Annotated in this window: 9 protein-coding genes; 3 read left to right on the top strand and 6 right to left on the bottom strand. The window is 72.6% G+C overall.

Annotation, left to right across the window (positions count from 1 at the left end):
* Positions 1-31: 31 nt before the first annotated feature.
* The 5 genes from ACSUPV_RS32515 to ACSUPV_RS32495 all read right to left on the bottom strand — a co-directional run bounded on the left by ACSUPV_RS32515 (position 32) and on the right by ACSUPV_RS32495 (position 7,770).
* Positions 32-1,372, bottom strand: a complete 1,341-nt coding sequence (locus tag ACSUPV_RS32515) for an ABC transporter ATP-binding protein (RefSeq protein ID WP_031116525.1) — start codon at positions 1,370-1,372, stop codon at positions 32-34.
* Positions 1,373-1,878: 506 nt separating this feature from the next.
* Positions 1,879-3,132, bottom strand: a complete 1,254-nt coding sequence (locus ACSUPV_RS32510; protein WP_436949963.1) for an MFS transporter — start codon at positions 3,130-3,132, stop codon at positions 1,879-1,881.
* Positions 3,133-3,163: 31 nt separating this feature from the next.
* A complete protein-coding gene (locus tag ACSUPV_RS32505; protein WP_037770214.1) occupies positions 3,164-4,606 on the bottom strand; it encodes a CitMHS family transporter in 1,443 nt (480 codons plus the stop codon).
* Positions 4,607-4,741: 135 nt separating this feature from the next.
* Complete coding sequence (locus ACSUPV_RS32500; protein WP_436949068.1) at positions 4,742-7,009, bottom strand: molybdopterin oxidoreductase family protein; 2,268 nt, start codon at positions 7,007-7,009, stop codon at positions 4,742-4,744.
* 143 nt (positions 7,010-7,152) lie between these two features.
* The gene (locus ACSUPV_RS32495) at positions 7,153-7,770 is read right to left on the bottom strand and encodes a TetR family transcriptional regulator (protein WP_031116531.1); all 618 of its coding nucleotides are present in this window, start codon (positions 7,768-7,770) and stop codon (positions 7,153-7,155) included.
* A gap of 1,343 nt (positions 7,771-9,113) precedes the next feature.
* On the opposite strand from ACSUPV_RS32495, the gene hmgA reads away from it, so the two are divergent.
* From hmgA to ACSUPV_RS32480, 3 genes are all read left to right on the top strand, one after another.
* Positions 9,114-10,439, top strand: coding sequence for a homogentisate 1,2-dioxygenase (gene hmgA, locus ACSUPV_RS32490; RefSeq protein WP_031116533.1), 1,326 nt, complete (start codon positions 9,114-9,116; stop codon positions 10,437-10,439).
* Between the two features lie 26 nt (positions 10,440-10,465).
* Positions 10,466-11,212 (top strand): GntR family transcriptional regulator, encoded by a 747-nt coding sequence (locus ACSUPV_RS32485; protein ID WP_031116534.1) that lies wholly within the window; start codon positions 10,466-10,468, stop codon positions 11,210-11,212.
* A 90-nt stretch (positions 11,213-11,302) separates the two neighbouring features.
* A complete protein-coding gene (locus ACSUPV_RS32480; protein ID WP_436949067.1) occupies positions 11,303-12,448 on the top strand; it encodes a type ISP restriction/modification enzyme in 1,146 nt (381 codons plus the stop codon).
* Here the strand turns inward: ACSUPV_RS32480 and ACSUPV_RS32475 are convergent.
* Positions 12,445-13,161, bottom strand: coding sequence for a TetR/AcrR family transcriptional regulator (locus ACSUPV_RS32475; protein WP_031116536.1), 717 nt, complete (start codon positions 13,159-13,161; stop codon positions 12,445-12,447). The two genes, ACSUPV_RS32480 and ACSUPV_RS32475, sit on opposite strands and share 4 nt — an antisense overlap.
* Positions 13,162-13,196 lie beyond the last annotated feature (35 nt).

The raw sequence follows: 13,196 nt of genomic DNA, 5'->3' as shown, positions 1-13,196 counted from the left end.
CGGAGTCGGGCCCCGTCGGGTGTGCGGCTCCTCACTCCCCCAGGTCGGGCAGGCGTGCGGGGTGCGGGCAGATGCGGTCGCCGTGCTGGTCGAAGACGAAGAGGTGGGCGAGGTCGACCAGGAGCGGCACCTGCATGCCGTGGCGGAGGGCCAGGTCCGGGGTGGTGCGGACGATGAGGTCGCCGGGCAGGCGGGGTTCGGCGGCCGTGGGGCGAGGATCGGCGTCCCCGGGGTGCTCCAGGGCCACCACGGGCCCGGCCCGGCCGGCTCCGGTCCGCTCGCGCAGGCGGGTGAGGACGGAGCCCGCCCGGCGCCGGCGCCGGGCGGGTCGGCCGGGGCGGGGGCGCGGGGCCTCCAGTTCCGGGACGACGGCCGGGCTGGAGCCGGTGTTGAAGTGGACCAGGATCTCGTGCCCCTGGAACTCCACGTGCTCGACCAGTCCGGTGATCGGCACCTCGCCGGGGCGGGCGGCGCTGTGCTTGGCGATGCGCACGGCCTCCGACCGCAGGCCGACGATGACCTCGCGGCCCTGCTGGACGCGCAGTAGCTGGTGGTCGAGCGAGAGCGGCTCGGGCAGGCGCAGGAACTGCTTGCCCAGGCTGATGGTCATCGCCCCGTCCAGGGGCGCTCGCACCAGGCCTCGCAGCAGGTTGATCCGCGGGGTGCCGATGAACGCGGCGACGAAGACGTTGCTGGGCAGCGCGTAGACGACCCGCGGGCTGTCGACCTGTTGGAGCACACCGCCGCGCAGTACGGCGACCCGGTCGCCGAGGGACATGGCCTCGGCCTGGTCGTGGGTGACGTAGAGGGTGGTGACGCCCAGTTCCTTGGTGAGCTGGGATATCTCGGCGCGCAGATGCGTGCGGAGCTTGGCGTCGAGGTTGGACAGCGGCTCGTCCATGAGGAAGGCGGAGGGGTGGCGGGCGATGGCCCGTCCCATGGCGACCCGCTGGCGTTCACCGCCGGAGAGCTGGCCGGGCAGGCGGTCGAGGAGGTCCTCGATGCCCAGCATGCGGGCGGTGGCGTCCACGCGCGGGGCGGGGTCCGTGCCCGGGGCCTCGATGCGCAGCGGGAAACCGATGTTGGCCCGGCTGGTCATGTTCGGGTAGAGGGCGAAGTTCTGGAACACCATCGCCATGTCCCGGCCGGACGGCGGCAGGTCGTTGGCGTACTCGCCGTCGAGCAGCAGCTCGCCCTCGTCGATCTCCTCCAGGCCGGCGATCATCCTGAGCACGGTCGACTTGCCGCAGCCGGACGGGCCGAGCAGCACGAGGAACTCGCCGGGCGCGATGTCCAGCGACAGCCGGTCCACCACGCGGGCGCCTCGCGTGTAGGCCTTGCTCACGTCGTGCAGGGAGATGGCGCGTGTCATGAGGGGCCCCCGAGGGGTCATCAGGGCGCTGGTGCTCCGCGGTCGGAAACCCCGTGCGGGTCGCACGGGGCTGTGGGTCACGGAAGTTAACGGAATGTGCGCGTGCGGGGGAAGAGACCGGGCGGGATCGGGTGCTCCGGTCCATCTGGTGAGAAGGTGGACGGCCTGATTCGGCCGGGCACGGGCCGCGGGGGCGGTCAGCGGACGCCGGTGAGGTGGGCGAAGACCACGACGTTGCCGGAGTAGCCCTTCCTGCGGTCGTAGCTGCCGCCGCAGGATGGTCCAGTTGACCTTCTCGCCGGGGTCGAAGTTGAACGCGGCGAGGTAGAAGTCGCAGACCTTCGGGTCGTTGCGCTGGTCGTCGGCCCGGGTCGTGCTGGCGTGGATCTTGACGTCTCCGTTGTCCCCCCGGGATGGGTTGGGCCACGGCGGGCACACCGCTCAGGGTGGTCCCTGCGAGGGTGAGAGCGGCGAGGACGGCGGTGCGGGTGCCGGCCTACGACGTGTCAGATGTCGCTCCTCCGGCGCAGCGCCACCCCACGCCGACGCGCTCTCGGCACCCCCTGGGCCTTCTCACCACCCGCGCCCTCGGGCTCCCCGGGCGACCGCAACGCGACCCCGGAGGACACCAGCAGCAGCACCCCCAGCATCACGAACGGCGCCGCCACACCCGCGACCCCGGCGATCATTCCGGCCGCGGCGGGCGCGGCGACCTGGCCCAGCCGGTTCCCGGTCAGCCGCAGCGCGAGGGCCGTGGAACGGGCGTCGTCGGGGGCGGCCTGGACGACCGTCGTCATGGACAACGGCTGCCCGACCCCGAGGCAGAAGCCGAGCGCGACCAGCACCACGGCGAGCGCCCACACCGGCACCGGCAGGGCGATGCCCGCGCAGAGCACGGCCGCCAGCAGGCAGGTCACGGTCAGCAGCAGGGTCCGGCCGAGCAGCCGCAGCAGGGGCGTCAGCACGAGGCGGCAGGCGATCGTGGCCGCCGCGCGCAGGCTGAGCAGGACGCCGATCACGGACGGCGCGATGCCCCGGTGCTCACCGACCACCGGCAGGTAGGCGGTGAGGATGTCGGTCGCGGACAGCACGGCGAGGCTGATGAAGATGCCCGCGGGGACGCCCCGGGTGCGCAGGATGCCCCGGACCGGGACGCGGTCGCCCTTGTCCGGACGGGACGCGGACGCCGTACGGCGGTGCTCGATGCGCCACAGCGAGGTGAACGCGACCGCCGCGACGCCGCCCGCCACGATCAGGGCGAGCGCGCTGGTGCCCACCCTGTCGTCGCCGCCGATGAGGGCGCCCGCGGCGATCGGGCCCACCAGCTGGCCCAGTGCGGCGCCGATGGTGAAGTGGCCGAAGTTGCGGTCCTGTTCGTGCGGCTCGGACTGCCGGGCGACGAGGGACTGGGAGCCGATGACGAAGCAGAGGTGGCCGAGTCCCATCACCCCGCTCCACAGGGCCATCGCCCACAGGGAGTTCGCCACGCCGCTGAGCGCGCATCCGCCGGAGATGAGCACCACGCCGACCGGCAGCAGGGGCGCGCAGCGGCCGTGGTCGGTGCGGCGGCCCAGGGGGACGGCGGCGAACAGCGGCAGCAGCGCGTACACGCCGGCGATCACGCCGACGGCCCGCTCGTCCGCGCCCAGCGCGAGGGCCCGGTAGGAGACGGCGGGCCGGGCCATCGACACCGCCCCCTGCGCGAAGCCGAAGGCGATGACGAGGCGGAGCAGCCAGCCGCGGTACCCACCGGGCCTCACAATGTCCTCCACGGGAGCGTCGGTCGAACGGTCAGATGATGCCGAAGAGCATGCCCGCTCCGAGGATGACCAGGCAGGTGAGGGCGGCCCACTTCACGACGAACTTCGTGTGGTCGCCGAACTCCACCTTCGCCATGCCGACCAGGACGTAGACGGCCGGGACGAGCGGGCTGGACATGTGCAGCGGCTGGCCGACCAGGGAGGCGCGGGCCATCTCCAGCGGGGAGACGCCGTGCGCGGCACCGGCCTCGGCGAGGACGGGCAGGACGCCGAAGTAGAAGCCGTCGTTCGACATGAAGTAGGTGAGCGGGAGGCTCAGGATGCCGGTGACGAGGGCCATGTGCGGGCCCATGCTGCCGGGGATGACGTCCACCATCCACTTGGCCATGTTGTCGACCATGCCGGTGCCCTGGAGGACGCCGGTGAAGACGGCGGCGGCGAAGACCATGCCGGAGACGTTCAGGACGTTGTCGGCGTGGGCGGCCAGGCGGGCCTTCTGGTCGGGGATGTGCGGGAAGTTCACGGACAGGGCGAGCGCGGCGCCGAGCAGGAACAGCACCGGGATCGGCAGCCACTCCATGATCATGGCGGTGAGCAGGGTGACCGTGAGCAGCGCGTTGAACCAGTAGAGCTTGGGGCGCAGGGTGGACCGGTTCGGGTCGAGACCCTGGAAGCCGTCGTCGTCCGCGGAGTCCCCGGCGCCACCGGCGTTCTCGGCGGCGTCCGTGCCGGAGCCGGCGCCGCCCGTGACGGCCACGGCGCCCTTGCGCATGGAGACCTTGCCGTCGCCGGAGCCGCCGGCGCCCACGAGGACCGTCTCGGTCTCCTTCTCCTCGTCCAGCACCTCGTCCAGCGTCAGCACGCCCAGCCGCCTGCGCTCGCGCACACCGAGGACGTAGGAGAGGACGAAGACGAAGAGCAGGCCGACCAGGAGCGCCGGGATCATCGGGACGAAGATGTCGCTGGCGTCGAGCTTGAGCGCGGTGGCGGCGCGGGCGGTCGGGCCGCCCCAGGGCAGGGTGTTCATCACGCCGTTGGCCATGGCGGCGACACCGGTCATCACGACCAGGCTCATCTTCAGGCGCTTGTACAGCGGGTACATCGCCGAGACGGTGATCATGAAGGTGGTGGAGCCGTCGCCGTCCAGCGACACGATCGCGGCGAGCAGGGCGGTGCCCACGACGATCCGCATCGGGTCGGCTTTGCAGAATTTGAGGATGCCTCGGACGATCGGGTCGAAGAGACCGACGTCGATCATCACTCCGAAGTAGACGATCGCGAACATGAGCATCGCCGCGGTGGGGGCGAGGTCGGTCACGCCGTCGAGGACGTAGTCGCCGAGCTTGGCGCCCTTGCCGACGAACACGCAGAACAGCGCGGGAATCAGCACGAGCGCCGCGATCGGCGACATCTTCTTCATCATGATCAGGACCAGGAAGGTCGCGATCATGGCGAAGCCGAGGATGGTCAGCATGAGTGGATACCTAACGTTCGCCCTTGAACATCCCACCAGGGCCGGCGGTGTCCGAGACGTTAGGTCCCGTCAAGCAGCGTTAACAAGACGTTGACGTGCGAGCAATAAGCGCAAAACTGCTGGTCACAGCTTTGCTCAGGTCAGAGGCGTGAGCTTTTCGGTCAGAGATGGGGTCTCCGGGACGGTCGCGGGGGCGACGTCGACGGGTACGCCGTTGAGGACCGCGTTGCCCGACAGCGGGTCGAGGAGGCTGCCGTCGAGGAGCTGGTTGACGTTGACGCCGGGGTCGGTGGCGGCGTGGCGGAGACGGGTGCCGGGGCGGTCGTGGCCCCAGCCGTGCGGCAGACTCACCACACCGGGCCGAACCGTGTCGGTGACCTCGGCCGGTGCGGTCACCTCTCCCCCGGCGCCCTTCACGCGCACCGCCTCACCGTCGCGTACGCCGAGCCGTTCGGCGTCCGCGGGGTGGATGTGCAGGGTGCAGCGGTTGGAACCGCCGGTCAGGGCGGGCACGTTGTGCATCCAGCTGTTGTTGGAGCGGAGGTGGCGGCGTCCGACCAGGACGAGCCGCTCGGGGCGTTCGGCGAGGGCCGCGCGCAGGCGGGGCAGGTCGGCGGCGATCGGCTCGGGCAGCAGCTCGACCTCGCCGCTCCTGGTCTTCAGCGGCTGCGGCAGGCGGGGGCGCAGCGGGCCGAGGTCGATGCCGTGCGGGTGCGCGAGCAGTTTCTCCAGGGTCAGTCCGTCCGGTCGTACGCCGAAGCCGTCGCCGTAGGGGCCGAGGCGGAGCATCATGTCGAGCCGTCGCTCGGGGCCGTTCTCGCCCGTGAGCCGGGCGGCGAGTTCGCGCGGGTCCCGGCCGTGCACGGGCGAGTGCGGTTCCCTGACGGCCTTGCCGAGGGTCTGGTCGACGACCATCTGGTCCACGGCGGCGGGATCGGCCCCGTGCATGCCCGTCACGGCGAGGATCAGGCGGGCCAGGATCTCCGTCTCCGCCATGCGGTCCGGCTCCAGCGGGATCGCGGCGCGGGTGTAGCGGACCTGGTTGCGCACGGCGAGCGTGTTGAAGGCGAAGTCGTGGTGCGGACTCCGGGAGGGCGGGGGCGGGGGCAGGACCACGTGGGCGTGGCGCGAGGTCTCGTTGAGGTACGGGTCGACGCTGACCATGAAGTCGAGAGAGTCGAGCGCCTTGTCGAGCCGGTCGCCGTCGGGTGCGGACAGCACGGGATTGGCGGCGACGGCGATGAGCGCGCGGATCGGCTCGCCCTCCTCGGTGGCGGTGTCGATCTCCTCGGCGAGGGCCGACAGAGGCAGCTCGCCCTTCGCCTCGGGGTGGCGGCTCACCCGGGAGTGCCAGCGCCCGAGGGCGAAGCCCCGGCCGGGCCCGGCGGGGCGCGGGGTCTTGTCGGTGGCGGCCTGCGGGAAGAGCGCGCCGCCGGGCCGGTCGAGGTTGCCGGTGAGGATGTTCAGCACGTCGACGAGCCAGCTGGCGAGGGTGCCGTGCGGGACGGTGCAGCTGCCGATGCGGCCGTACACGGCGGCCGTGGGAGCGGCGGCGAGGTCGCGGGCCAGGACGCGGATGAGACCGGCCTCGACGTCACAGGCGTCGGCGACGGCTTCGGGGGTGAACTCCCGCAGGGCGTCGGACAGTTCCTCCACGCCCCGGACGTGCGGGGTCGGCTCGACAAGACCCTCGTCGAAGAGCACCCGGGCCATCGCCGCCAGCAGCAGCGCGTCGGTGCCGGGCCGCACCGCGATGTGCCGGTCGGCGAGCTTGGCCGTGCGGGTGCGCCGCGGGTCGATCACGACGAGGGTGCCGCCGCGGGCCTTGAGCGCCTTCAGCTTGCCGGGGAAGTCGGGGGCGGTGCACAGACTGCCGTTGGACTCCAGCGGGTTGGCGCCGATGAGGAGCAGATGGTCCGTGCGGTCCAGGTCGGGCACGGGGATCGCGTTGGCGTCGCCGTAGAGCAGGCCGCTGGAGACGTGCTTGGGCATCTGGTCGACCGTGGAGGCGGTGAAGACGCTGCGCGTGCCGAGCCCGGCGAGCAGCACGGGCGGGTAGAGGGCGCCGGCCATGGTGTGCACGTTGGGGTTGCCGAGGACGACACCGACCGCGTTCGGGCCGTACCGCTCGACGACCGGCCGGATGCCGGCGGCGACCGCGTCGAAGGCCTCCTCCCAGGTGGCCTCGCGCAGTTCGCCGTCCCTGCGCACCAGTGGTGTGCGCAGCCGGTCGGGGTCGGAGTCGACGGCCCCGAAGGAGGCGCCCTTGGGGCAGATGAAGCCCCGGCTGAAGACGTCGTCGCGGTCTCCGCGGGCGTGGGTGACGCGCGTCCCCTCGATGGTGAGCGTCAGGCCGCAGGTGGCCTCGCAGAGGGGACAGATGCGCAGGGCGGTGCGGGACACGGGTCCTCCCGGGGCGGCGGCTACGGTGACGTGCGGACGCGGCCGAGCATACCGACCGGTATGCACGGAGGGGAGTCCTCGCCGGCCGCGGGATCGGTCGAGCGCCCTGGGGCAGGCGATCCCGGCGCGGTGCCCCGGCAGGTTCAGTCGAGCACCCGGGCCAGGTACCCCCGCAGCATCTCCCGGGCCTCCGCGATGATCTTCTCGTCACCCTCCGGCGCGAGCCGGAACGCCAGGTGGACGAGGGTGTCGGCGGTCTCCACGGCGATCAGGAACACCCGGCGCAGATCCTCGTCGGGCTCGCGGTCGAGGTGGCCGGCGAGGAGTTCGGTGAGGCGGTCGGCGACGCGGTGGTTGGGTTCGGCGTCGCGGGCGCCGACCGGGATCTGGTTGCCGAAGTCGACCAGGGAGAAGCCGGGCGCGGTGCGCTTCATCTCGAGGTACTCGTCGAGCACGGCGTCCATGGCCTCGCGCCAGCCTCCCTCACCCGCCTCCCGCAGGCGCTCGGTGACGCGGGTGGTGTACCGCTCCAGGTTGCGCTGGGCCAGTGCGTCGACCATCTGGCGTTTGTTGCCGAAGAAGCGGTAGACCGAGCCGATGGGCACACCGGCGCGCTGGGCGACGGCACGGGTGCTCAGGGCGTCGTAACCGACCTCGTCGAGGAGGTCGGCGCAGGCGTCGAGGATCCTGGCCAGGCGTTCGGCACTGCGCCGCTGCACGGGCGCACGACGGAGCGATGTCGCGTGGGGCACGGGCTTCATGATGCCTTTCCGGCGCGACCCGGTGAACCTCGCCCCCCGGACTGCACCCAGGCGACCACCACGGGCGCCGCCGCCCTCTGCCGGGCAGTCGCATTCGGCACCACAGACGCCCCCGCTCCCTGCCGAGCGATCGCGCTCGGCGCCACAGGCACCCGCACCCCCTGCCGACCGCCCACGCTCGACACCACAGACGCCCCCGCCCCCCGCCGAGCGATCACGCTCGACACCACAGGCACCCGCACCCCCTGCCGACCGCCCACGCTCGACACCACAGGCACCCCCGCCCCCCGCCGAGCGATCACGCTCGACACCACAGGCACCCCCGCCCCCCGCCGAGCGATCACGCTCGACACCACAGGCACCCCCGCCCCCCGCCGAGCGATCACGCTCGACACCACAGGCACCCCCGCCCCCCGCCGACCGCCCACGCTCGACACCACAGGCACCCCCGCCCCCCGCCGAGCGATCACGCTCGACACCACAGGCACCCCCGCCCCCTGCCGACCGCCCACGCTCGACACCACGGGCACCCCCGCCCCCCGCCGAGCGATCACGCTCGACACCACAGGCACACGCACCCATTGCCGGGCGGTCACGCTCGACACCACGGGCACCCCCGCCCCCTGCCGACCGCCCACGCTCGACACCACAGACGCCCCCACCCCCCGCCGAGCGGCCGCGCTCGGCCTCGCGCCCGGGGCGGGTCCCGACGCGGTGATGTCGGCTGTGCTCTCCACCGGCCTGCCGTCCACCGCCCACACCGTGCCGTCGTCGGCGTAGAGGCGGGCCGTGACGTGGTGCGTGCCGCGCGGGACGAGGCCGGCGGCGAGGCGGTGCCCGGGGGCGCGCAGCCGGGCGACGAGGCGGCCGTCGACGTAGAGGTGCGCGAGGCCCCGCCCGGCCACCGCCCGGGCCGCCGCGCCGGCCGGCGAGAAGCGGAAGTTCCGCACGGTCAGCCGTACGTCCCAGCCACCGGACCGGCCCGGCTGGACCTCGACACCGACGTCGGGGGCGTCCTCCGCCTCCACCTCGCGGTAGGGCCGCCCCTCCTTGTCCCGGTCCTCCAGGAGCCTGCCCGCCGGGGTGGGTGTCGTCCCCCCGCCCGGGGTGTCACCGGAGCCGCAGCCCGCGGCTCCGGCCAGGAGGGCACAGACCGCGAGCACGGTCAGAGGTCTGCGTGTCCACGACATATCCGGGAGCCTAGAACACCTGTCCGGGCGGCGGATCATCCTCAGGTCGGGTTCGGGTCATCCGCGAAGAGGAGGGCCCGAGTCCCTCTTGCGCCGGGGAAATCGCAATCCTACGGTGTTGCATAGGAATCGGACCGCAAGGGAGCAGCGATCATGGGTGCGGACGCGCGGAAGACCGCCGAAGGGCTGACCTACCTCTCCGGCTTCGGCAACGAGCACAGCTCCGAGGCCGTCCCGGGCGCACTGCCCGAGGGCCGCAACTCGCCCCAGCGGGCCCCGCTCGGACTGTACGCGGAACAGCTGAGCGGCACGGCCTTCACAGAGCCGCGGGCCCACAACCGCCGCTCGTGGCTGTACCGGATCCGCCCCTCGGCCGCGCACCCGGCGTTCAGCCGGACCCACAACGGCTCGATCCGCACGGCCCCGTTCACCCAGACCGTGCCCGACCCCAACCGCCTGCGCTGGAACCCCCTGCCCGACCCGGCGCCGGAGACCGACTTCCTGGCCGGCCTGTGGACCCTCGGCGGCAACGGCGACGCCACCCAGCGCACGGGCATCGCCGTGCACCTCTACACCGCCAACGCCTCCATGGAGCGGGTGTTCAGCGACGCGGACGGCGAACTGCTGATCGTCCCGGAGCGCGGCGGGCTGTTGCTGCGCACGGAGTTCGGCCTGCTCCATGTGGAGCCAGGCCATATCGCGCTGATTCCGCGTGGTGTCCGCTTCCGTGTGGAGCTGCTCGAGGATTCCGCCCGCGGCTATGTGTGCGAGAACTACGGGGCGCCGTTCCGCCTCCCCGACCTGGGCCCGATCGGCGCCAACGGCCTCGCCAACGCTCGCGACTTCCGCGCCCCGGTCGCCGCGTACGAGGACGTCGAGGGCCCGGTGGAGGTGGTGAACAAGTTCTGCGGCAACCTGTGGACCGCCACCTACGACCACTCCCCGCTCGACGTCGTCGCCTGGCACGGCAACCATGTGCCGTACGCCTACGACCTGCGCCGCTTCAATGTGCTCGGCACCATCACCTACGACCATCCCGACCCGTCGATCTTCACGGTGCTGACGTCCCCGTCGGACACCCCGGGCCTGGCCGGAGTCGACTTCGTGGTGTTCGCGCCGCGCTGGCTGGTGGGCGAGGACACCTTCCGGCCGCCGTACTTCCACCGGAACGTGATGACCGAGTACATGGGCCTGATCGAGGGCGCCTACGACGCCAAGACCGCCGGGAAGGGGGGATTCGTGCCGGGCGGCGGCTCGCTGCACAACATGATGTCGGCGCACGGCCCCGACCGGGAGACCTTCGACCGCGCGAGCGCCGCCGAGCTGAAGCCGCAGAAGATCGACGACGGCCTGGCGTTCATGTTCGAGACCCGCTGGCCGATCACCCTCACCCCGCACGCGGCCCGGGCGGAACACCTGCAAGAGCGCTACGACGACGTCTGGCAGGGCCTGGAGCGGCACTTCAACCCCTTGCACTGATCATTTCCTACCGGTACGGATGGCCCGTGACCTCCTTCGCCCCGGACTCGATCGTCCTGAACCGCAAGCTGCCGCTCTGGTACCAGGTGTCGCAGTCGCTGCGCGCCTCGATCCTCGGCCGCTCGCCCCAGGACCCGCTGCGCCTGCCCACCGAGGAGCAGCTGGCCGGGCACTACGGGGTGAGCGTGCTGACCATGCGGCAGGCGCTGAAGGAACTGGAGGACGAGGGACTCATCTCGCGTCATCGTCGGCGCGGCACGTTCATCGAGCCGGACGCGCGCCGGGGTTCGCCGGTGCGGCTGCTGGGCTCGGTGGACGCCATCGTGGCCCAGCAGTCGGGGATGACGACCGAGCTGCTGGACCACGGCACCACGCCCGTGCCCGGTGAACTCGCCGAGTTCTTCCCGGACCTACGGGAGGTCTCGACGTACCACCGGCTGCGGAGCGACGAGAAGACCGGCGAGCCGACGAACCACGCCCGGAACTACGTCCGTCCCGAACTGGCCGCGCGGATCGACCTGGACGACCTCGTGCGGTGGCCCATGACCAAGGTGCTGCGGGACGTCGTCGGAGCGGACATCAGCCGCATCACGGACACGGTGGAGGCCCGGCTGGCCGACCCGGAGACCGCGAAGCTGCTCCAAGTGCCGCTGCTCAGCCCGATCCTGCACTACACGGGCGTGACGTACGACAGCGAGGGGCGGCCGCTGGACGTGGCTGTCATCCAGTACCGGGGCGACCGCTTCTCCTTCTCGGTGACGCTGGATGCGTAGTCACCGGTCCGCGGGCCGGTGGGGGCCGGTCGCGCCCGTGCGGCGGAGCCGCACAGGACGCAGTCCCGCGTCCCTTCGGGGCGTCGTACGATGCGGGGCGTGACGCACGACGACGCTCCGCCGCTGGCGGACCTCATGCCGTGGTCCGTCGCACCGCCGCGGCTCGGCCGGGGCTGGCCGGCGGCCCCCGACGCGGCGTCCCTGAAGGCGCGCTGGGACGCCTTGGTGAAGGCCGAGGGGCCCGACCGCGAGACGCTGTTCGAGCCGAGCCGCTCGCGCACGCTGCACACGGCGGTCGGCCAGTTGCCCGGCCGGGCCGACAGCGGCACGGAGAAGCTGGTGCGCGCCTCGGGCCCGTGCCCGGAGCCGGTGCGCGTGCTGCTCGCGCCCTTCGACGAGCAGTGGCTCATCCCCGACCAGCGGCTGATCGACGCGGCCCGCCCGGAGCTGTGGCGCGTGGCGGACGAGCGGCAGGCCTTCCTGGTGGAAGCGCCCGAGGCCCTCCTCGTCACCTCGCTGCTCCCCCTGCTCCGCCCCGGCCGCGTCCGCCCCCTCTTCCGGCGCCCGGGCGGCCGTGAACCGAACCTGGCCCCCGGCCTGCTGGGGCACCTGGGCGCCCGCCTGGGCGGCACACCCGCCCCGCTGGACGTGCTGGCCTGGATCACGGCGACGGCCCGGCCGGACCTCACCGTCCCGCTCACCGGCGACGCCGACGAGTGGGAGCGGGGCATCGAGCTGGGGCACCGGATGCTGTGGCTGATGCGCCGGGACGGCGAACGCCCGAAGCTCCCCGGCGGCCGCCGCCCCTACGTCCGCGCCCCGCTGCCCTCCCGGCCGCTGACCCTGCGCTACGACCGGGACGAGGAGGCCCTGTTGCTGGACGAGGGCCGCGTCTCCCCGGTGCCGCCGGAAGCCTGGGACTTCGAGGTGGGCGGGGTCCGCGTCCTGGAGCAGTGGTTCACGGCACGCGTCACCGATGCCGAGCCGGGCACCCTGGCGGCGATCCGCCCGACCGTCTGGCCGCAGACCTGGACGTCGGAACTGCTGGAGCTGATCACGGTCCTGGCGCTCCTGGCCGAACTGCGCCCCCTGGAGGAGCTGACGCTCCCCGACCCGATCACCACCGCCGAGCTGGCCGAGGCGGGCGTGCTCCCCGTACCGGCGACGGCCCGCCGCCCGGCCTCCGTCCTGGACGGCCCCGAGGAGGGCCCGGAGGGGCAACTCGCACTGCTCTAGCGCGGCTCGGGGTCGAAGGCGTCCATGACCCGTTCGAGCGCCCGTCGGAACACCGCCTCCAGATCCACCGGGCCGCTCTGCTCCGTGAAGGCCGCCGCCAGTCGCGGATACGCGCCGGTGGCCACCTGGCTGCCCAGATAGGCCATGCGGACCGCGTTCTCCTCCTCCACCGACCAGGGCATGGAGCGGGTGCGCTCGACGGTCGCGATGTCGTTGGCGGTGTACGTCGTCACCACGCCGTTGAGCAGCGCGATCAGCTCCGTCTTCGTCCCGGCCGGGACGTCGAGCGGTTCGAGGCAGGCCAGGCAGTGTTCCAGGTAGCGCAGGGTGTGGGGGCCGAAGCCGTGGACGCCGGCCATCAGCCGTGGCACCCAGGTGTGACGGCGCATGATGGCGCGGGTCTCCTCCGCGTTGCGGAGCATGTCGGCGCGCCAGTCGCCGGTGGGCTCGAACAGCTCGTGCTCGGCACCGACGGCGTCGATCATCAGCTCGTACAGGTCCTCCTTGCGGGGGACGTAGTTGTAGAGCGACATCGTGCCGCAGCCCAGTTCGGCGGCGACGTGCCGCATGGACACCGCGTCCAGGCCCCGCTCGTCCGCGATCCGCACGGCCGCCGCCGCGATGTCGGCGCGGGTGAACGCCGGTTTCGGGCCACGGCCGGTGCGCTCGGGGCGCGCCCAGATCACTTCGGGTACGGCCGCTCGGCCCGCCATCGATCATCACCTCGGCCACCATCCTAGTTACGTAC

Source organism: Streptomyces sp. SudanB52_2052 (genome assembly GCF_964272415.1).
Lineage (GTDB): Bacteria > Actinomycetota > Actinomycetes > Streptomycetales > Streptomycetaceae > Streptomyces > Streptomyces olindensis.
This window is presented reverse-complemented; position numbering and strand designations above follow the sequence as displayed.

Coding starts and splice junctions, on each gene's coding strand:
- ACSUPV_RS32515 (WP_031116525.1), bottom strand. CDS start 1,372: ATGACACGCGCCATCTCCCTGCACGACGTGAGCAAGGCCTACACGCGA.
- ACSUPV_RS32475 (WP_031116536.1), bottom strand. CDS start 13,161: ATGGCGGGCCGAGCGGCCGTACCCGAAGTGATCTGGGCGCGCCCCGAG.
- ACSUPV_RS32495 (WP_031116531.1), bottom strand. CDS start 7,770: ATGAAGCCCGTGCCCCACGCGACATCGCTCCGTCGTGCGCCCGTGCAG.
- ACSUPV_RS32505 (WP_037770214.1), bottom strand. CDS start 4,606: ATGCTGACCATCCTCGGCTTCGCCATGATCGCGACCTTCCTGGTCCTG.
- hmgA (WP_031116533.1), top strand. CDS start 9,114: ATGGGTGCGGACGCGCGGAAGACCGCCGAAGGGCTGACCTACCTCTCC.
- ACSUPV_RS32480 (WP_436949067.1), top strand. CDS start 11,303: ATGCGGGGCGTGACGCACGACGACGCTCCGCCGCTGGCGGACCTCATG.